This is a genomic window from Treponema sp. OMZ 798 (assembly GCF_024181385.1).
In the GTDB taxonomy this organism is placed as follows: domain Bacteria; phylum Spirochaetota; class Spirochaetia; order Treponematales; family Treponemataceae; genus Treponema_B.
In genome coordinates, this window is record NZ_CP051305.1 from 1,035,645 (window position 1) to 1,054,179 (window position 18,535).

The 18,535-nt window shown below is 37.7% G+C and carries 20 protein-coding genes; 16 read left to right on the forward strand and 4 right to left on the reverse strand.

Annotated elements, in window-relative coordinates; all coding sequences use genetic code 11:
• Positions 1 to 19 precede the first annotated feature (19 nt).
• Genes E4O07_RS04900 through E4O07_RS04915 form a run of 4 tightly spaced genes read left to right on the forward strand, consistent with a single transcriptional unit; the run spans position 20 to position 3,317 of the window.
• Positions 20 to 487 (forward strand): glutathione peroxidase, encoded by a 468-nt coding sequence (locus tag E4O07_RS04900; RefSeq protein WP_253687683.1) that lies wholly within the window; start codon positions 20 to 22, stop codon positions 485 to 487.
• A 23-nt stretch (positions 488 to 510) separates the two neighbouring features.
• Positions 511 to 855, forward strand: coding sequence for a cupin domain-containing protein (locus tag E4O07_RS04905; RefSeq protein ID WP_253687684.1), 345 nt, complete (start codon positions 511 to 513; stop codon positions 853 to 855).
• 5 nt (positions 856 to 860) lie between these two features.
• Positions 861 to 2,885, forward strand: coding sequence for a S1 family peptidase (locus tag E4O07_RS04910; RefSeq protein ID WP_253687685.1), 2,025 nt, complete (start codon positions 861 to 863; stop codon positions 2,883 to 2,885).
• A 15-nt stretch (positions 2,886 to 2,900) separates the two neighbouring features.
• Positions 2,901 to 3,317, forward strand: a complete 417-nt coding sequence (locus E4O07_RS04915; RefSeq protein ID WP_253687686.1) for an OsmC family protein — start codon at positions 2,901 to 2,903, stop codon at positions 3,315 to 3,317.
• A gap of 41 nt (positions 3,318 to 3,358) precedes the next feature.
• Here the strand turns inward: E4O07_RS04915 and pcnB are convergent, their stop codons facing one another.
• Positions 3,359 to 4,504, reverse strand: coding sequence for a polynucleotide adenylyltransferase PcnB (gene pcnB, locus E4O07_RS04920; protein WP_253687687.1), 1,146 nt, complete (start codon positions 4,502 to 4,504; stop codon positions 3,359 to 3,361).
• Between the two features lie 164 nt (positions 4,505 to 4,668).
• Here pcnB and E4O07_RS04925 point away from each other — a divergent pair, with 164 nt between their 5' ends.
• Positions 4,669 to 5,700, forward strand: coding sequence for a hypothetical protein (locus E4O07_RS04925; RefSeq protein WP_253687688.1), 1,032 nt, complete (start codon positions 4,669 to 4,671; stop codon positions 5,698 to 5,700).
• Between the two features lie 89 nt (positions 5,701 to 5,789).
• Here E4O07_RS04925 and E4O07_RS04930 read toward each other — a convergent pair whose 3' ends face one another.
• Both E4O07_RS04930 and guaA read right to left on the reverse strand, forming a co-directional pair.
• Positions 5,790 to 6,869 carry a family 20 glycosylhydrolase gene (locus E4O07_RS04930; protein ID WP_371921963.1) on the reverse strand — a complete coding sequence of 360 codons (1,080 nt, stop codon included), beginning with the start codon at positions 6,867 to 6,869 and terminating at the stop codon, positions 5,790 to 5,792.
• A gap of 24 nt (positions 6,870 to 6,893) precedes the next feature.
• Positions 6,894 to 8,438, reverse strand: a complete 1,545-nt coding sequence (gene guaA, locus E4O07_RS04935; RefSeq protein ID WP_371921953.1) for a glutamine-hydrolyzing GMP synthase — start codon at positions 8,436 to 8,438, stop codon at positions 6,894 to 6,896.
• A gap of 93 nt (positions 8,439 to 8,531) precedes the next feature.
• Here guaA and E4O07_RS04940 point away from each other — a divergent pair, with 93 nt between their 5' ends.
• The 11 genes from E4O07_RS04940 to E4O07_RS04990 all read left to right on the forward strand — a co-directional run bounded on the left by E4O07_RS04940 (position 8,532) and on the right by E4O07_RS04990 (position 17,517).
• Complete coding sequence (locus E4O07_RS04940) at positions 8,532 to 8,909, forward strand: VOC family protein (RefSeq protein ID WP_253687691.1); 378 nt, start codon at positions 8,532 to 8,534, stop codon at positions 8,907 to 8,909.
• Positions 8,910 to 8,937: 28 nt separating this feature from the next.
• Complete coding sequence (pgk, locus tag E4O07_RS04945) at positions 8,938 to 10,197, forward strand: phosphoglycerate kinase (protein ID WP_253687692.1); 1,260 nt, start codon at positions 8,938 to 8,940, stop codon at positions 10,195 to 10,197.
• 5 nt (positions 10,198 to 10,202) lie between these two features.
• Positions 10,203 to 11,219: an N-acetylmuramoyl-L-alanine amidase gene (locus E4O07_RS04950; RefSeq protein WP_253687693.1), complete on the forward strand. Its 1,017-nt coding sequence runs from the start codon at positions 10,203 to 10,205 to the stop codon at positions 11,217 to 11,219.
• A gap of 14 nt (positions 11,220 to 11,233) precedes the next feature.
• Positions 11,234 to 11,692: a GerMN domain-containing protein gene (locus E4O07_RS04955; RefSeq protein ID WP_253687694.1), complete on the forward strand. Its 459-nt coding sequence runs from the start codon at positions 11,234 to 11,236 to the stop codon at positions 11,690 to 11,692.
• A 95-nt stretch (positions 11,693 to 11,787) separates the two neighbouring features.
• Positions 11,788 to 12,837 carry a flagellar filament outer layer protein FlaA gene (locus E4O07_RS04960; RefSeq protein WP_253687695.1) on the forward strand — a complete coding sequence of 350 codons (1,050 nt, stop codon included), beginning with the start codon at positions 11,788 to 11,790 and terminating at the stop codon, positions 12,835 to 12,837.
• A gap of 78 nt (positions 12,838 to 12,915) precedes the next feature.
• Complete coding sequence (locus E4O07_RS04965; protein WP_253687696.1) at positions 12,916 to 14,148, forward strand: tetratricopeptide repeat protein; 1,233 nt, start codon at positions 12,916 to 12,918, stop codon at positions 14,146 to 14,148.
• 66 nt (positions 14,149 to 14,214) lie between these two features.
• Entirely contained in the window at positions 14,215 to 14,484 is a 270-nt protein-coding gene (rpsT, locus tag E4O07_RS04970; protein WP_253687697.1) for a 30S ribosomal protein S20, read from the forward strand.
• 60 nt (positions 14,485 to 14,544) lie between these two features.
• Positions 14,545 to 14,871 carry an HU family DNA-binding protein gene (locus E4O07_RS04975; protein WP_253687698.1) on the forward strand — a complete coding sequence of 109 codons (327 nt, stop codon included), beginning with the start codon at positions 14,545 to 14,547 and terminating at the stop codon, positions 14,869 to 14,871.
• Positions 14,861 to 16,507, forward strand: coding sequence for an apolipoprotein N-acyltransferase (gene lnt, locus E4O07_RS04980; RefSeq protein ID WP_253687699.1), 1,647 nt, complete (start codon positions 14,861 to 14,863; stop codon positions 16,505 to 16,507). The genes E4O07_RS04975 and lnt overlap by 11 nt, the downstream gene beginning before the upstream one ends.
• Complete coding sequence (locus E4O07_RS04985) at positions 16,494 to 16,910, forward strand: bactofilin family protein (RefSeq protein WP_253687700.1); 417 nt, start codon at positions 16,494 to 16,496, stop codon at positions 16,908 to 16,910. Before lnt ends, E4O07_RS04985 begins: the two co-directional genes overlap by 14 nt.
• Before the next feature lie 22 nt (positions 16,911 to 16,932).
• Complete coding sequence (locus E4O07_RS04990; RefSeq protein WP_253687701.1) at positions 16,933 to 17,517, forward strand: CinA family protein; 585 nt, start codon at positions 16,933 to 16,935, stop codon at positions 17,515 to 17,517.
• Between the two features lie 61 nt (positions 17,518 to 17,578).
• Here E4O07_RS04990 and E4O07_RS04995 read toward each other — a convergent pair whose 3' ends face one another.
• Complete coding sequence (locus E4O07_RS04995; RefSeq protein ID WP_253687702.1) at positions 17,579 to 18,517, reverse strand: NADase-type glycan-binding domain-containing protein; 939 nt, start codon at positions 18,515 to 18,517, stop codon at positions 17,579 to 17,581.
• Positions 18,518 to 18,535 lie beyond the last annotated feature (18 nt).

The following is an 18,535-nucleotide window of genomic DNA, read 5'->3' on the forward strand; positions in this document are numbered from 1 at the left end:
TTTTTTAAGGAGAAATCTAATGGGAATTTATAACTACACTGTTAAAGACAGCTTAGGAAATGACTTTTCTTTTAAAGATTATAAAGATCATGTCATTTTAATAGTGAACACGGCTTGCGAGTGAGGCCTTACCCCTCACTTCCAAGGTTTGGAAGCCTTATACAAAGAATACAAGGATAAGAACTTCCTTGTTGCGGCCTTTCCCTGTAATCAGTTCGGAGGCCAAGATCCCGGAACAAACGAAGAAATAAGAAATTTTGCTCAAAGCAAGTACGGGGTTTCTTTCCCCATAATGGCAAAAATTGAAGTAAACGGTGAAAATACCGAACCTCTTTTTTCTTTTTTAAAAAAAGCTTCAAACAGCGAAGATATCAAATGGAATTTTGCCAAATTCTTAGTAGACAAAACAGGAGAAAGAGTTACTGCCTATGCACCGACTGTTGCTCCTGAAGAGTTAAAAAAAGATATCGAAAAACTTTTGGACTAAGAGTCTTGATTGGAGGTAATTATATGATAATAAACAAAAATGAAGTGCCTAAAAAGCTGAAACCTAATTTACGCGGCGGAAAGGGCGAAATAAGCGTAATAGAATTTTTAAGTGTCAGAACTGTCGAAAACTGCCGTATGTTTTCCGAAATGACTGTGCCGGTTGGAGCAAGTATAGGAGAACATGTTCATACAGGTGAAACCGAAATCTACATTATACATGAAGGTACCGGACTTGTTACCGATATGGGTGAAAAGCAGGAAGTAGGCCCGGGAGATGTAGTAATCACCGAGGATAACCAGCTTCACAGCCTTGAGAACACCGGCTCTGAGCCGATGGTTTTGACAACTATAGTAATTAAACATTAGGAGTTATGATGAAATTTAAGCACATTTTTATGGTTTTATTTTTTGCGGTACTTTTTCAAATTTTGGGAGCTCAGGCTGTTTTAAGTCCTGAAGTTCTCAACAAAATAAATGGAGCCGTATTTGAAGTTGTTGTTTTAAAACCTGAAGAGGGGAAGGTGGAATATGAAAAAAAACTTCCTATGGACAGGATTCCCTTTGCAATACGAAACGACAAATACATTCCTATCGGAACCGCTTTTTTAATGGATGACGGTAAATTTTACTCGGCCGCCCATGTTTTTAATCTTTATGAAGAAAGTTTTTATAACGACTATTATCTCCGTGCCGTCTCCGGTGCAATCTATAAGGTAGGATCGGTTTTAAGCTACTCTGTAGAAAGGGATTTTATAGTGTTTGAGGCAGAAAATTATAAGCATGTAAAGGGCGAAGGGCTTTCGGTTTTAAATGAGTTTAATTTAAATACTCCGACCTTTTCCGTAGGCAATGCTTTAGGAGAAGGTATTATTATCCGTAACGGACTTCTTACAAGTCAAACCTTTGAGGAAAGAAACGGAGAATGGAAGTGGCTTAGGTTTTCGGCAGCAGCAAGTCCCGGCAATTCCGGAGGACCTCTTATTTCACCCGACGGAATGGTCTTGGGTATTATTACCATGAAAAGCGAAAACGAAAATTTAAACTATGCACTTCCCTTTGCCGAGACAAAGAATATTGCAAAAAATATCGGTACGGTATATCTTCCCATTTTTTATAACCTGCCGCATATTCTTGAAGAAAGAGCTTTTTATGAATATCGAAATGAACAAAAGCTTCCAAAAAAACTGACTGAGCTTCGTAAGTCTATTATCCTTGATTACAAAAATTTCACCTTGGATATAATTAAGGATTTAAAGAAAAAATATGATTTTTTGGGTAGTGAGAATTTTATTAAAGGAGAAGGCTCTACAGAACTTTTGTATGACTCTTGGAATCCGAGTTTTTCTCTCATCTTAGCAAGAGAAGAAAATAAAAGATGGGATCTTTTTTTGCCTAATGATATAAAAGAATATAAGCTGCCTCAAAACGGAAATGTAATTTACGGTAAGATGCTTGGTTCTGTTATGGCAATTGTAAAAAAGCCTAATGACATTGATCAAAAAACTCTTATAACATCTCCAAAACTATATATGGATTATATTTTAACTGCATCCAGAATGTATAGATATATAGCAGGAGAAAAAATTGCAATATCTTCTTATGGAGAGCCCTCACGAAGTGAAAGTCATGTTGACATTTACGGAAGAAAATGGCTGGTAAATTATTGGGAGCTTCCATTTGCCGATTCTGAGGTAATATCCTTTGCTCTTCCTGTTCCGGGAGGCATCTTTGTTATAACAAGGATCGATTCCATTTCTTCGATCAGAAACGGTCATAATTATGATTATGCATTTTTATCGGATTATATCCTTCCATCTTATTCCGGAACCTTCGGCGAATGGAAAGAATTTTTAAATCTGCCTCCAAAAACTTATCCCATAGATCCTATATTCTCTTCGATGAAATTTAATTTTGATTCCAAGAATACGGCTATAAAGGCCGGTGACTATGACTTTGTAATTTCTCAAAAAGATTTTGCTGCAGATAAAGACACAAACATGGATCTTTCCTTGGGCTTTTTTGTAAAAGACAACAAACCTGCCTTTGATATATGTGCAGTTAATATGTATTCAAATTCTCGAAGTGATGATTATACATATATACGTTTTGCAAAAACCCTAAGACCTCCCAAAAATGCTCCCCAAGATTTCCTTGAAGCATGGCAGCAAAAAATAGATCAGGCAGCTCCTTATAATGCAAAACCTTATAACCAAGATCAGTATACTTGTTATGATGAAACTATTTTTATGGGAGATATAAAAAAATCCGATAAGGAAAAACTTGATAAGCTGTATTATATAAGCTTGGAGTTGAAGCAGCAGAATAGGTTAGACGAAATTCAAAAACTTGCTTCTCAAATTAAAAAGAATCTTAAAATATCCGTTAAAAATAAATAAATTTGGAGGTTTATTATGGCAAATGAATTTAAGGCAAAGGCCGAAATCGATTTGGGCGAAGGTTTTAAAGTTGAATGCGAGGCATCCGGTAAGAAGATTATTGTTGACGAACCGGTCAGCTTCGGCGGAACCGATTTGGGTATGAACCCGATCGAAGTTCTTTTGAGCGGCCTTGGAGCTTGTAAGTGCGTTATTTCAAAGATGCTTGCAAAGAAAAAAGGTCTAAAATTGGATTATTTGGCTGTAGAATGTATTGGTTCTTTCGGCTCAGGGAAGGTAGGTCTTTCCGAGATTGAAACGATATATCATATTAAGTCGGATGCTTCCGATGAGGAACTTGAAAAGTTTATGACCTTGGTTGACAATAATTGTCCGGTAAACGACACACTCAAAAATCCGCTCCCCATAACTCACAGGCTTATTAGAGCTTAAGTCTTTTGTAGTTTTCTTGGATATGAAAGATACGGGTTTATTTAATCCGTATCTTTTTGTGTTTCTTGTTTCTTGACCTTTTTCTTTCGGCGGACATGCTTAACCTGTTTACCGAGTTTTGCTGGGCGGGCTTGAGTTCTTTCCATTGATACCTTAATTCCCAAATCATTTAAAATACTCTTTACTGCAAACTCCAACTCTTTTCTTTGCGGATTCATCGGAAGAATAAAATGCCTGCATTCTTTATACACATAAGTGTAGACCTCTTGAGGAAGGCCTTCAGGATCTGCAATCAGCCTTGTATAATCTTTTAATAAGGATTTTAAGCATTCTCCCTGTTTTATTTGAGGTTTAGCATCGACTTCCTTATCCAAAAGGGCTAGATTTTCTAAATACATCTTTTTGAATTTGGAAGAAGAATCTATAAAGGCACAGGCTCCCGGCTGTATGTAAACATAGAGTTTAAAGTCTAAAAGTTTTTTTATGATATCGCTTGAGTGCCCGCTAAAAATAATCTTGTTTATTTCTTCCGTTATTCTGGAGGGGGAAACAAATTCCAAAAGATGGGCATTTTTACGTATTTGAAGTTGAACAAAAAACGGAATGCTCGAATCCGTCATTGCGGCATACTTGATTGCACGTATCATTCTTACAGGGTCTTCCGAAAATATAAGTTGAAGCGGAATAATAGGTCGTATTTTTTTCGATTTTATATCCTTAACACCGCCTACATAATCGATTACGAGCTCATGGATTGGGTCATAATAAAGAGCATTTAGGGTAAAGTCTCGTCTATGTACATCTTCGTCAATTGTACCGAATTTATTTCCTATGCTTCCGTCTTCGGTAGATCTAAAGGTGCTTACTTCATATATCTTTTCTCCAAAAAATATATGAACCAACCTGAACCGCCGTCCTATAATTCTGGAATTCCGGAATATTTTCCGTATTTTTGAAGGTTCTGCCGAGGTTGCAATATCAAAATCTTTTGGAACATTGCCTATCAATAGATCCCTTACTGCTCCTCCTACTATGTAGGCTTCAAAACCTTGAGAATTTAAACGCTGTATAATTTTTACGGCTTCAAGGTCTATTTTTTCGGGGGCAATGTGGTGCTCGTCCTTAGTATAGACTAAAGCCTGCCGAACCTGCTTTCCTTCGGCATTTTGACCGTATCGAACTAACATTTTTGAGTGAATATATTGCATGTAAAGGGGATTTATGTCAATGAGTACCGATTATTTTTAGTAAAATTTTATGCTTTTAGATAAAAAAGCCCTTTAAAAATTCATCAGAATGTAGTAAAATGTTCTTTCCATAAAATTGCATATTGGAGAAGTTGCGAAAAAATATGACAATAAATAATGCCGGATTCGGAACTATAATCTCTACAGATATCGTTGTTCTAAATGATCACGAAAGAACCTTGGTCGAACATGCTTTTGAACGTTTGAGCGGTGAATATAAGGCTGCTGTTTTAGAAATAGGAAAAAAGCTCATGGACTTGGAAAGAATGTCGTCTGCTATTTCCCGGTTTCCTTCCATTCATGAAACGAGCGTTCTTGCCGGCGAAAAACGCAGCCAAGAAACCCTCATAGAAACTTTATGTAAAACTCCTTCCGATGCCCGTACGCTTTCAATGCCCACAAAGGCTGTATTGGGACGAGGCTTTCTTGTTGCCAAATTCCATATTTTTTCGGCTCTCAGCAAGGTTGCTTCAAATTCCTCTTTTTCGGAAGAGGAAATAGAAGAGCTCAGAGCGGCTACCATGAATATCATGTTTACTATTATGTCCGAAGATGTGTATATTTCGATTTTGGACAGTAATATCTTGGATAAGCAAAAACAAGAAAAGGTTGCAAATGCTTTAACCTATCTTTGGGAACACCGTTTGGATCAAAACACCACTTCTTTCGCTCCGGTCTTAACCCGTGTTTGGACAGCCCGTGACACAGTCGCCCCCGTATTCGGTACGATGATGGGCACCAGCGAGCTTTTTTTGCTTTCTTCCAAACTGGATGACTCATGGCAAAGCTTTATGCTTGCAAAACTTTCAAATAAAACGGTAGGACAGTCTCTGGAAGAGTTTTTATTCGGCATTTCGTATGAGGACATTCTCTATGTCCGAAATCAGCTGGTAAGTTGTAAAATACCGGCAATGGGAAGGGACGATGTGTCAAAACTCTTAAACAAACAGCTTGATTTTGATAACTCCGACCCGCGTCATTTTTACTCTTCTTATGTTCAGCGCCGAAACAATGCCGATGCCCGTAAGCGCCTCAATGCCGCCGGCCCTAAAAATACCATCGAAGACTACTACATCAGCTTCCTATTTGAAAAAGGCTTGGAGCTGAAAGACGGGAAGACTGAAGGAAAAAAATGAAACCTATTCTCGTCAAGTATTTTTTTGGGGAGAACTGACGAGAATGGGGAGAATATAGTTTATTTCAAAATCTTGTTTAGAACAAATCCTTATTTTCCTGATTCTCTGTTCGATAATCCGCTGATCAGTTTTTCGATCGTTTTTACCATAGGCTTATACCTCGCGAGGTTTTTGTTCGTCATATTGTCCCATGACGTGTATAAGTGCCCGAGCATAGCAGGGTTATTCTTATACAAAAGCGAATAGCCGATAAGAGCGTTTACCGCTTTAATGTTTTTGTAACTGGTAGGGAGTACTCGGAACCCCTTGTTTAAAAAAAATGGAATGGAGCCGTAGCGTTCCAGAGCATCGTAGTGCCAGTCGCAAATGATGATGTCATTAGGAATGTGGTCGACAGCAGAAGCAGTGCCGTTACATGAGCTTTCGTATTCACCCTTATAACCGCTGTCTTCATCATCACAGTCGAGGAGGCGGTCACCCCACATATACATTGTAAATCCCTTTTTTTTGACACAGTGATCATAGAGTTTATTCACTGCCCCTGCAAAAAGCTCGGCCTTGTCTTTTCCTCGGCAAAGGGGACAGGCATCTTCGCCTATCAAAAACACCTCGTCCAAGCCGACATGGATTTTTTTTACCGAAAATACTTCGGTAATTTCGTCGATCAGGGCGAATAAAATTTGGTAGACTTTTTCGTTGGAAGTGCACAGGCTTCGGCAATAAATGCCCTTATTACCGGGGTAGAGTCCGGGTGTTTCGTCCAGTTCCGGGTAGGCTTTAAGCAGTCTAAAAGTTTGATCTTTCCACGACTGATGGCCTATGCAGTTTATTTCGGGGATGAGGTCGATGGAAAGCCTGCGGCATTCAGCCGCAATTTCGCGTGCCGCAGATTCGGAAAGCCCGTATTTGTTGTAGAGTTTCGGATCGCATTTCCATTGATAATTGGTACCTATTGATAAAAAAAGCGTGTTGATTCCCCGTTTCTGCAAGCCCGGCAGTTCTTTTATCAGGTTTTTGACCGTTTTATCGGAATTGACATGTGTGTGAAAAGCAATGACGGATTTGCTTTCAGCTGCCCCGTTTGTTTGACTGTAAACAGCCGTCTGCAAAAGCAACAAGAGAAAGGGTATCAATATCCTTGATTTTTGTTTTAGGTTTATTGCTAGAATAATGAACCTCCTCTATTAGTTCAATCACTCCCATTCTATTGTAGCAGGCGGCTTTGAGGTTATGTCGTAGACTATTCTGTTGATGCCCCTTACCTCGTTTATGATACGGGAAGAAACCTTGTCCAGTATCTCGTAGGGGATGCGTACCCAGTCGGCTGTCATAAAGTCCGAGGTTTTTACTGCGCGTAAGGCGAGTGTATAGTCGTATGTTCTAAAGTCACCCATAACGCCGACCGTCTTTGTGGAGGTAAGCACGGCAAAATACTGGCTTAAATCTTTTTTGATGTCTGCCCGTTCAAGTTCGCTTCGCCAGATTGCATCGGCTTCACGCAGGATATCGAGCTTTTCTTCGGTTATCTCGCCCATGATTCTTATGGCAAGGCCGGGACCGGGGAAGGGCTGGCGATGTACGAGATAATCGGGGAGGCCGAGCTCCGTTCCTAACTTTCTTATTTCATCCTTAAAAAGGGTTTTTAGGGGCTCAATCAATGACTTAAAACTTATGTGATCGGGAAGACCTCCGACATTGTGATGGCTTTTTATTACGGCAGAGCCCTTGGCTCCGCTTTCAACTACATCGGCGTAAATTGTGCCTTGGGCAAGGAAGTCCACTGTTCCTATTTTTTTGGCTTCTTCTTCAAAAACGCGGATAAACTCTTCGCCGATTATCTTGCGTTTTTTTTCGGGATCCGAAACGCCTTTTAGCTTTCCTAAAAAACGGCTTTCTGCATTTACGCGGATAAAGTTCATCGGAGCGTCCCTAAAGGCTGCCTCTACCTCATCTCCCTCGTTTTTGCGCATAAGACCGTGATCCACAAAGATACAGGTAAGGTTTTTTCCCACGGCCTTGTTTAAAAGGGCTGCAAGCACCGAAGAATCTACGCCTCCCGATAGGGCTAAAAGCACCTTGCCGTCACCGACCGTATTTTGTACATTTTTTATTGCCTCTGTCAAAAAGCTTTTCATGTTCCAATCGCCCTTAGCCCCGCATACATTGTATAAAAAGTTTTTGATTATATTTTGACCTTCTTCGGAATGTTCAACCTCGGCATGGAATTGAATACCGTAAAGCTTTTTTTCCTTGTTTGCCATGGCAGCATTTTTTGTATTTGCCGTTTGAGCTGCCGAGATAAAGCCCTCAGGGAGGCGGGAAACACAGTCTACATGGCTCATCCAAACCGAAGATTTGTCTTTGATGTTTTTAAATAGCGGCAGAGCCGTATCGAATTTAGTTAGGGTTTTACCGAATTCTCTTTTTAAGCTTTTTTCGACCTTGCCGCCGAGGCAATGGGCCATTGCCTGCATACCGTAGCAGATGCCTAAAATCGGAATACCTAATTCAAAAATTTCTTTTGGAGGAAGGGGAGCATTTTCTTCATAAACGCTGTTGGGCCCGCCCGTAAAAATAATACCTATAGGCTTATTTTCTTTTATGTAATCAAGGGCCTTTGAGGCTCCCACAATATCCGAATAAACATTCAGGTCGCGTACCCGCCTTGCTATGAGCTGATTATACTGACCGCCGAAATCTACAATTAAAATCTTTTCCGTAATCTTCATAAAAAACATTTTAGCCTATGAGTCTTTTTTTTTCAAGATGTAAAACTTTTAATTGACTTATGATAGTGATTGTGTTATACTTTTTTTTAAAGAGGTATACAAATGTTTTTAAACAGTGTAGCCATCCGCACGGATGAAATGGAAAAATCACTTGAGTTTTATGAAAAAGTGCTCGGATTTACTTTTAATTATATGATGTCGGCTGCTCCCGGCAAAAGGATTGCCTTTTTGACGGAGCCTGACAGCGGAATGAATTTGGAGCTTATCAGCCATGATGTTCCTAAGCCCCAAAACGGCAGCCGCCTTTCACTTACCGTTCAGGTAGATCAGATAAGCGAGGCTGAAAAGTACCTAAAATCTAAAAACGTACGCATTACGGCTCCTCCCAGAACCGTAAAAGACGGTAAAAAGATTTTAACTGCTGTAGATCCTAACGGGGTTGAAATAGATTTTATCGAATTCAAAAAAGAAAACGACTAAAGGTCATAAAAAATTATTTGGAGTTAATATGATTAAAACAGTAAAAGATGTAAATTTAAGGGATAAACGCATAATAATGCGTGTCGACTTTAATGTCCCTATGAAAGACGGAGTAGTGCAGGACGATACCCGAATAAGGGCCGCCCTTCCCACAATAAAATATATACTTGAACAAGGAGTAAGATCCCTTGTTTTAATGAGTCACTTGGGCGATCCTTCAAAGGATGCTAAAAAAGCCAAGGAAAAGGCCGAAAAAGACGGAAAGACCTTTGATGAGGCTTCCTACATTAACGGAAAACACAGGATGAAGCCCGTAGCCGAATACCTATCCGATCTTTTAAAGCTTCCGGTTGATTTTGCTCCTTCCTGCTTGGAACAGCTCGAAAGGGTAAAGTCCCTTCCTCAGGGCGGAATTTTAATGCTTGAAAACACCCGCTTCCATAAGGAAGAAACTTCAAAGGAAAAGGCCGAACAGCAAGTCTTGGCAAAAGAACTCAGCCTTTACGGGGATGTGTTTGTAAATGATGCTTTCGGCACGGCTCACCGTTCTCATGCTTCTACAGCCGAAATCTCGAACTTTGTCAACACAAGGGTTGCAGGCTTTCTTATGGAAAAAGAAATCAAATATCTTGAACCCATGTTAAATAATCCTGCAAAGCCCATGACTGCAATCATCGGCGGAGCAAAAGTTTCTTCAAAAATAGCAGTTTTGGAAAGCCTTTTAAAAAATGCATCTTTTTTAATAATAGGAGGAGGCATGGCCTATACCTTCTTAAAGGTTCAAGGAAAGAAAATCGGTAAGTCCTTGTTTGAAGAAGATTTTATGGATACAGCTAAAAATCTTTTGAATGCAGCCGAAAAGAGGGGGGTAAAAATAATCCTTCCTGTTGATCATGTATGTTCCGAAACCTTTTCGCCAAATGCTGAAGCTGTTTTAGTCGATAACACCGATATTCCCGATAATCTTATGGGAATGGATGTAGGTCCTAAGACCTTGGCTCTTTATAAAGACATTGTTTTGAAGTCAAAGTCCATTGTATGGAACGGCCCTGTCGGTGTTTTTGAATTCGATGCCTTTGCAAAGGGTACCGAAAAAACTGCCTGCCTTGTGGCGGAAGCAACCGAAAAAGGCGCTTTAAGCATTGTAGGCGGAGGCGACTCCGTTGCTGCCGTAAACAAGTTCAATCTTTCCGATAAGATGAGCCATGTTTCCACAGGCGGAGGAGCATCCCTAGAATTCCTTGAAGGAAAGGTGCTCCCGGGCATTGCATGTCTTGACACTATTTAATTTTAATGAGCAATAAGGCAAATAAAAGAGCTTTTTTTTCTGTTTTTCTCTTGATTTTTCTCTATGTGAGAGCTTTTTCTGCGGGTGTTTCGGTTACCGACGCTGCTGGAAGACTTGATCTTGATATCTCATGGGATCCGCTTTCTCAAGAACTTATTTTTATGAAAAATAACTCTGAAGTTAGCTGTAAGGTAGGTGAAAATCTTATAGTCTTCGATAACGAAAAAGCCGATTTTATTCCGCCTCCATATCAAAAAGACGGCCTTACCTTTATAAGCGGTGAAATGTACAAAAAGCTTGAAACATTTTTTGCCGTACCTCAAAAAGAAACAAAGTACAGGGTAGGGGTTATCTTGATAGATCCGGGGCATGGAGGGAAAGATCCCGGCTGTGTCGGCTCCTATGTCGAAAATAAAAAAACGTTTGTCTTGTACGAAAAAGATATAGCCTTAAAGGTTAGTTTGAACCTATATAAGATGCTCAAAAAAGCCTACCCGAACAAAAAGATTCTTTTAACCAGAAATAAAGATGTCTATCCGACCCTTGAAGAAAGGGTAAATATGGCAAATTCCGTAAAATTAAAAAAAAATGAAAGCATCCTCTATGTTTCAGTCCATGTAAATGCCTCCCTTAACTCAAAAGCTTCCGGGTTTGAGGTCTGGTATCTTCCTCCTGAGTATAGGCGGGAGGTAGTAGATAAAAAAACTGTGCCGAAAGAAATTCACTCCATACTTAATTCGATGATGGAAGAAGAGTTTACAATGGAAAGTATTTTAATGGCCCAAAATATTTTGGACGGTTTGGATGCCCAAATCGGAAAAAAAAGCCCTAAAAGAGGTATCCGCGCAAATCAATGGTTTGTGGTACGTAATGTAAAGATGCCCAGTGTGTTGATAGAATTGGGATTTATTACCAATAAAACGGAAGTTAGACTTTTAAATTCCCCTGACTACTTGAAAAAATGCTCCTTGGGTATATATAATGGACTCTCTGCTTTTATAAGTAATTTTGAAACTAATTGATTTTGGAGTATGTAATGAATTACATAAAAACAAAGATTATTACAGCCTCTTTATTGCTTGTGGTAATAATTATTGTGCTTTTTACATCGAGTTTTAATAAAAAACATGATAGATATGTGCTTTTTTTTAAGAATTCCATAACCGGTAAGATTGATACCGAAATCCGCTATGTCCCGTTACAAAATATAACGGAACCGGAAGCTGCTTTTTTTGAAGAATTAATGCTTGGGCCGGTTAATCATCATTGTTATTCTTTTATCCGGGCCGGATCTAAGCTGTTATCATGCTTTGTAAAAGACGGTATTTTGTATGCCGATTTACCTTTAGCTTTTGTCGAAGATATAAAGCGAGAGTTTGATTCCGATGAAATTAAGGCTCTTTTGCAAAAAAATATATTTACAAATTGTAAAGACTTAAAAGCAGCTCATATCTTCATTGAGGGTATAGAGATTTACGAATTATTAAAAAAATAACACTAAAAATCAAAAAAAAGTGTTGACAAAATTGAATTATTACGTATACTTATAGTATACAGGGCATAAATTAAGTGCATAAAAGGAGTTTTTGAATGAAAAAAACATTTATACTTGTTGCTATGGCATTCCTTTTAATGGGTGCCGTTGCGGTTGCTGAGGAAGCGATTATTATTGATTTCGCACTGTTGAATGCAGATATTATCGCAGATCCTAATGGTAAGATGACACAAAACAGAAGAACCGTTATGGATTACGGTCAAGTAGCCGGTGCCTCTTACACAGATGAGCAAAAAGCTTTGATGAGATCATCTTTAGCTCTTGAGCAGTGGGAAGTTGAATTGAATTCTTCCGCTCAGAACCCTCTTTCAGTTGGAGTTTCAACAGTTAAGGAAGCTGAAGTAAGAGCTGAAGGCGAGAAATTTGCCGGTCAGAAATTGATGGGCGTCCGCATCTTGTTCCCCGAGTGGGCAAACAATGCTAATGCAAAAATTAAGCCCGGATTTTTAATTCCTGCTTATGAAAGAATGGCCCAGGTTGATGATCAAGGAAATTTGCAGGAGCCTACTGCAGAAGAGAAGGCTTCCGGTAAATCAAGATTTGAAGAAGGCTATGGTGTTGTTCGAAATACCGGCGTTATCAAGTCCATTGCAGTAAATACCTATGGTATGAACTTCCCTCATGGTCTTTATGTTCTTCTTAGAGATCAGAACAATGTAGTTAAGAGATACTTCATGGGTTACCTCTTGTTTGATGGTTGGAGAGAAATGGTATGGAATAATCCTTCATATATTGCACATGTAAAGGCTAGGGAATTAAGGCTTTATCCTGTTTACCCTGTAGCTCTTCCTCATGTAGCTTTTGAAGGTTTCTTAATTACCCGTGACGCTGCTCATGACGGCGGAGATGCTATCGCATACTTCAAAGATGTTAAGATCATCTATGACAAAGCTGTTTTGACAACAGTACGTGACTTTGCTGATGAGGACCTCTGGGGTATTCAGACAGAAAGAGAAATGAAGAGAAAGAAGATTGAAGTTGAAAAATTCGGTCATATTCAAGTTTTACGATTCCTCGAACAGGAAAAGTTGGCTACAGAAGAAGGCTTCACACCATCTGAAGGTTCCGAAAAGAAACAACAATAAGTTCTGAAAAATTATAAAGCGGTCGAGACTGCTCGGCCGCTTTTGTTTGATGTCCCTGTAAAATGATTTTACCAAAATATGTTGTCTGAAGACTTGCCTTGGCTCCCTAAAAAAGAAAAATTAAGGGAGATTTATACTTCTTATGTGCCTCACTTAAATGTTTTGATAGTGCGCATAGAGGAGTTTCTACGTTCTATAGTAAAAATAACTTCTGCTCCTACATATAAAACGCGGGTCAAAAGCTTTAATAGTTATTATTTGAAGCTTTTAAAATTTCCTCCCAAAAAGGAATCTTCTGATCTTCCTGTACTTACGGATATTATGGGAGTAAGGATTATCTGTCCTTTTTTGCAGGATATAAATGAAGTTGAGACAATTTTACTAAAAAATTTTACAGTAATAGAAGTGGAACGTAAGGGTTCTGAAAGAACTTTTAGAGAATTCGGGTATGAATCGGTACATTTTTTGCTTGAGATACCGGAGGAATTTAAGGTAGGACTTGTTTTACCCAAAGATTTGATTTTTGAGATTCAGCTTAGAACCATTCTTCAAGATGCTTGGGCTGAGGTTGAGCATGAGCTGGTATATAAATCGGAGTTTTCTCCCTTTGATCAACCTTTAAAAAGAAAGCTTGCTTCGATAAACGCAAGTTTAAGTTTAGCTGATATTATTTTTCAAGAAATTCGCGATTATCAAAACAAACTTAATACCGAGCTTGAAAAACGGCGCTTTGAATTTTATTCTATGGCTGATGAATATACGGCTCAAGTTTTACCTGAAACAAATACTGTTCAGCATGATAATTTGGAGCATAGCGGGGAGTTGAAAGTTGCCGAAACTATAGACGATTTGATTTTAGCTGCAATTGAAGCTCATAATCAAAATCTTTTTGATAAGGCCGAAAAGATTTATACAAAGATAATTGAACAAAATCCTAACGATATAGTTTTGTCGGTTGTATTTAAACACAGAGGTATGGCCTATTTTGCCCAAGCTAATTATGAAGATGCCTATGCCGATTTTTTGCAGAGTTGTAAATATAATCCTGCAAATTTTCGTTCTCTTTATTATGTTGGAATTGCTTTAACTCTCTTAAACAGAGATGATGAAGCCATTGAATATTTTACAAAATCGCTTGAAACAAATAAATTTCAAGCCCATGTTTATTTTAGGCGTGCCTTGTCCTATTTTAAACTGGCCTTATATCCTGAAGCTGCCAAGGACTTGGATTCTGCCTCGGATCTTGGTTTAGCTGAAGAAGATGCAAAAAAATTGCGTATAGCTATTGCAAAAAAAATTGATATGGTGTAATCTAAGCGGCTGTATTATGTCATATACAATAACTATAGTTTTAAATTAATTACGGAGGTACCTTAAATGAAAAATCGATCTGCGATTAAAAGACATAACCAGAGTGAAGTCCGCCGAATGCGAAACCGCTCTGCAAAGAGTGAAGTACGTACAACAGCTAGAAAGTATACTGAGGCTGTTCATGCAAAAAATGCAGAAACTGCTGCTGCATTACTTCGTGAACTTTCCGGTCAGCTTGATTCTGCAGCCCGAAAAGGAATTTTAACAAAGAATTCGGCAGCCCGCAAAAAGTCAAGAATGCAGCTCTTGTACAACGCTTCATTTGCAGCAAAATAAGAATGAAGGAAAACCGCAAAACCGATTTTGGGATTGCGGTATTTTTTTTACTTTACTTAAATGAAAAAAAAACAGTCGAAAATCGACATAATAGATTCCGTTTATCGAAATAATCCTCAATATCAACTTAAGCAGATTAATGCTATAACTAATTTGTTTTTAGAGGAGCTTTCTATACTTTTGCAGCAAGGAGTACCTGTAGAGATACGCGGTTTGGGTTCTTTCGATTTTACTGTTTTACATGGAAGGAAAAATGCCCGCAACCCTAAAACGGGAGAAACCGTTTTGACTGATGATAGATGTAAAATAAGGTTTAAGCCGGGAAAAGAACTAAAAGATTCCCTTAATAAAATAAATATAAAAGAGTTTTTTGATAATGAAAAATAAATTTGTCTTTTTTTGTTTGAATCTCCTGCTTGCCGTTTTAGGTTCTATTCTTTTTGCATTATCTCACCCTAATTATTTGAATCTCAACGGTTTCGGTTTTTTAGCCTACATAGCCCTTATTCCGTTTTTTTTATTGCTTAAAAGGACTAAGCTAAAGTTTTCGTTTTTATGGGGTGCTTTTTCAGGAAGTTTTTCATATTTTATATTTAATTTTTGGATAATATTTTTTCATCCTCTTGCTATTTATATAATACTTGCAAAGTATTGTATTTTTTATTCCTTTTTGTTTTTTGTTTTAAAAATAATAGATTCATATGCTTTAAAATATGGCTTTATTTTTCAAGCGATAGCTTGGGTCGCGTTTGAATATTTAAACACTCTAGGTTTTTTAGGTTACTCCTACGGTATAATTGGCTATACACAATGGAATTTTCCCATATTAATTCGAGTATCTTCAATATTTGGAGTATGGGGACTCTCTTTTTTACTTGTTTACTTTTCATCTTGTTCAGCCTCCTTTCTTTTTGATTTTTATAAAGAAAAAGACATAAAAAATGTTTACAAAAGATATAAATTACCTATGATGATTTGGATAGGTACATTTTTTGCCTTTATTTTATATGGAGCTTTTACAAAAAAAAATCTTTCGGAAATTCCAAAAACAAAGATTGCTCTTGTCCAGCCTAATAGGGACCCATGGCTTGGAAATTTGGAAGTTTATAGAAATAATTATGAAGAACTTAAAGATTTATCGGAAAAGGCTATTGAAAATTTTCCTGATATAGAATTAGTAGTCTGGCCGGAAACTGCTTTTATTCCTATGATAAGATGGCATTATAAATACACCTCAACCTCTAATCCTAATTCTCTTTTGGTGCGGGAATTACTGAATTTTTTGAATAATCAAAAAGTTTCTTTTTTAATAGGAAATGATGAAGGTGTTTTGGATAAAAAATTTTTAGATAACAATTTTGACAGTCTTGAGGATAAGAAGCTTGACTATAATGCAGCCTTACTCTTTATTCCTAAAAAAAATGTTTTACCTCCTGAGCCTCAAGTGTACCGAAAAATGCACTTAGTTCCTTTTACAGAGCATTTTCCTTATCAAAAACTTTTTCCGCAAGTTTATGAATTTTTAAAAGAAAACGATACTCATTTTTGGGAAAAAGGTAAAGAAGCAAATCTTCTTGAATTTAAGAATTTAAAAATAGGAACTCCAATTTGTTTTGAAGATACCTTCGGTTATATTTCAAGAGCTTTTTCAAAAAAAGGAGCCAATATAATCATTAATCTTACAAATGATGCTTGGGCTCAAAGTGCCGTAAGTCAGTACCAGCATTTATCTATGGCAGTTTTTAGGGCTGTCGAAAACCGTCTTCCCGTTTTAAGAGCTGCAAGTTCAGGTCAGACTGCTTTTATCGATCAAAACGGAAATATTCAAAAAATGCTTCCGCCATTTACCAAGGACGTTTTGGTTGCAGATGTAACCGTCTTGACAGAAGGGTATAAAACCGTTTACTCTTATCTTGTTGATTTTTTTGGATTGCTTTGCACCGTGGTTTTAATTTCAAATTTGTGCTTTATCATAATTAATAAATTTATTAAAAAAGATCGGAGGTCAAATGAAACGGAATAATAAATATAAGGAAAAGAATGTTACGGTTTTAGGTAAAGAAACCGTATTTGACGGGGTGATGAAATTCTCCGAAACTTTACAAATTGAAGGAAAATTTATCGGGGCCATAGATTCTCAAGGCTCTTTATACATTTCAAAAAATGCAGATTGCAGAGTTCAATATGTTAAGGCTGCTTCGATAGTTGTTGAAGGTGCTGTTGTAGGTTCTCTATCTGCTGCCGACAAGGTGGATCTAAAATCAGGATGTTCCGTTAAGGGTGATATTACGGCCGGACGTCTCAGGATAGCCGATAAGGTTTCTTTTGAAGGTTCTGTTAGAATGATTAAAAATAACAGTTTCCCCGAAAAAAATTTTTTTTCTATAAAGTCCGATCAGCTTAAAGAACAGCTCAGCCGTGAATAATGCTTTTTTTAAGGAGGCTTAAATGATTGATTTTGAGCTTATAAAAAAAGTTTTTTTAGTTCTAAAAGAAAGGAAGATTAAGCTTATAACTGCCGAATCCTTGACCGGAGGCTTGATAGCTTCCGAATTCACAAAGATACCGGGAACGTCAGAGGTGTTTTGGGGCGGTTATGTTGTGTACACGGCTCAAGCAAAAATAGCTTTTTTAAATATAGAACCTAAGTTAATAGAAACATTTGGCGTAATAAGCCCGCAAACCGTAGAAGCTATGGCCTTCGGTGCCGTTAAAAATTTCTTTGACACGTCTTTTACTCCTGAACCTGTAGTTTCTATTGCCGTAAGCGGAGCTGCCGGTCCTTCAAGTCTTGAAGGTCATCCTCCCGGAACAGTATGTATTTCTTCCGCTTTCTTTTATCCGAAATCTTTTGATTCTAAAAAATCCCATGATTTAAAAACTTTAAAAAAAGAAGATCTTGTTTTTAAAACTCATACTTATGAGTTTTCAGGTTCAAGGGATGAGGTAAGGGAACAAACTTTAAATAAAGCTTTTTTTCATATTTTATCCTTAACGAAAAGAACGGCAGCCCCCGGGTTGGAACTGCCGTGATTTTAAGTGTTGAACCGAAATTAATATATAAACTGTTTTTCTTAAGACTCCTCCAAATCTTTTATTCGTATGGGATAATCTCGGTTCTCCACAAAATCATAAAATGAATAGCAGTGTCTTCGTACTTTGTTCCCTTGTAAACATCCAATATCGTAATCTTAACATCTTCTTGTTCCGGCAAGAAACTTATGTCCACAGTTTGCGGATGGGGCGTATCCTTTACGGTAAATTCTTTTTTCTTGCCGCTTATAACTCCCTCAACCATTATCTTTTTAATTCTCCCATTTTCATCGTAAAGCTTAGGATTCGAAGCGGAAATGTAACCGTTCATCAAGAGTATGTATTTATAAAAAGATCTGTTTTCGGTGCTTATTGTAAAGGTCTCTCCTATACCCCAGCCGTCTACACCTTCTACCCAAGGGGTGTCTTGTTCCATGATCGATAAATTTTCTATTTTATATTCTCGTTTTCCTTCTTTTGTTTCTTCGATAAGATACGAACTTACATTTTCATAATTAAAACAAGGATATTCTCCTGTTCCTCCCATGGGAAATCTTGTAAAAAAGCCTGAAGCTTTTTTACCCTTGCGTGCTGGCAGCATACCGAGGCCTATAACGGCATCCTCGTTTTCTCCCCAAGCTTTTTTTGCTAATCCCGTTAAAAGCATAAATTTATTGCCTAAATATTCTTTTGATTTTGGATCAAGGTTTGCATATAGGTCATCGGGCATATCGGTATTCAATTCAAATAATGGAAAACGGCCTATGTACTTTTTTTTGTAAGTATAGACCTTTTTTACCTCTTCTTCTTTTGCATTATACCAGCTTATTTCGATCTTATTTCCTTTTTGGAATTCGATAAAATAACCAAGTGGAACTCCGCCGGTATATCCGAAGCCTGCCAAATCAAAGTTTTGCCCCATTGCAAAACTACCCATAATTAAAAAAAGACACAAAAGTGAACTTTTTTTTAATAAACCGATCTTTCTTTTTAAAAACATTTTCTTCATCTCCTTATA

Coding starts and splice junctions, on each gene's coding strand:
- E4O07_RS04905 (WP_253687684.1), top strand. CDS start 511: ATGATAATAAACAAAAATGAAGTGCCTAAAAAGCTGAAACCTAATTTA.
- E4O07_RS04910 (WP_253687685.1), top strand. CDS start 861: ATGATGAAATTTAAGCACATTTTTATGGTTTTATTTTTTGCGGTACTT.
- E4O07_RS04915 (WP_253687686.1), top strand. CDS start 2,901: ATGGCAAATGAATTTAAGGCAAAGGCCGAAATCGATTTGGGCGAAGGT.
- pcnB (WP_253687687.1), bottom strand. CDS start 4,504: ATGTTAGTTCGATACGGTCAAAATGCCGAAGGAAAGCAGGTTCGGCAG.
- E4O07_RS04925 (WP_253687688.1), top strand. CDS start 4,669: ATGACAATAAATAATGCCGGATTCGGAACTATAATCTCTACAGATATC.
- guaA (WP_371921953.1), bottom strand. CDS start 8,438: ATGTTTTTTATGAAGATTACGGAAAAGATTTTAATTGTAGATTTCGGC.
- E4O07_RS04940 (WP_253687691.1), top strand. CDS start 8,532: ATGTTTTTAAACAGTGTAGCCATCCGCACGGATGAAATGGAAAAATCA.
- pgk (WP_253687692.1), top strand. CDS start 8,938: ATGATTAAAACAGTAAAAGATGTAAATTTAAGGGATAAACGCATAATA.
- E4O07_RS04950 (WP_253687693.1), top strand. CDS start 10,203: ATGAGCAATAAGGCAAATAAAAGAGCTTTTTTTTCTGTTTTTCTCTTG.
- E4O07_RS04955 (WP_253687694.1), top strand. CDS start 11,234: ATGAATTACATAAAAACAAAGATTATTACAGCCTCTTTATTGCTTGTG.
- E4O07_RS04960 (WP_253687695.1), top strand. CDS start 11,788: ATGAAAAAAACATTTATACTTGTTGCTATGGCATTCCTTTTAATGGGT.
- E4O07_RS04965 (WP_253687696.1), top strand. CDS start 12,916: ATGTTGTCTGAAGACTTGCCTTGGCTCCCTAAAAAAGAAAAATTAAGG.
- rpsT (WP_253687697.1), top strand. CDS start 14,215: ATGAAAAATCGATCTGCGATTAAAAGACATAACCAGAGTGAAGTCCGC.
- E4O07_RS04975 (WP_253687698.1), top strand. CDS start 14,545: ATGAAAAAAAAACAGTCGAAAATCGACATAATAGATTCCGTTTATCGA.
- lnt (WP_253687699.1), top strand. CDS start 14,861: ATGAAAAATAAATTTGTCTTTTTTTGTTTGAATCTCCTGCTTGCCGTT.
- E4O07_RS04985 (WP_253687700.1), top strand. CDS start 16,494: ATGAAACGGAATAATAAATATAAGGAAAAGAATGTTACGGTTTTAGGT.
- E4O07_RS04990 (WP_253687701.1), top strand. CDS start 16,933: ATGATTGATTTTGAGCTTATAAAAAAAGTTTTTTTAGTTCTAAAAGAA.
- E4O07_RS04995 (WP_253687702.1), bottom strand. CDS start 18,517: ATGTTTTTAAAAAGAAAGATCGGTTTATTAAAAAAAAGTTCACTTTTG.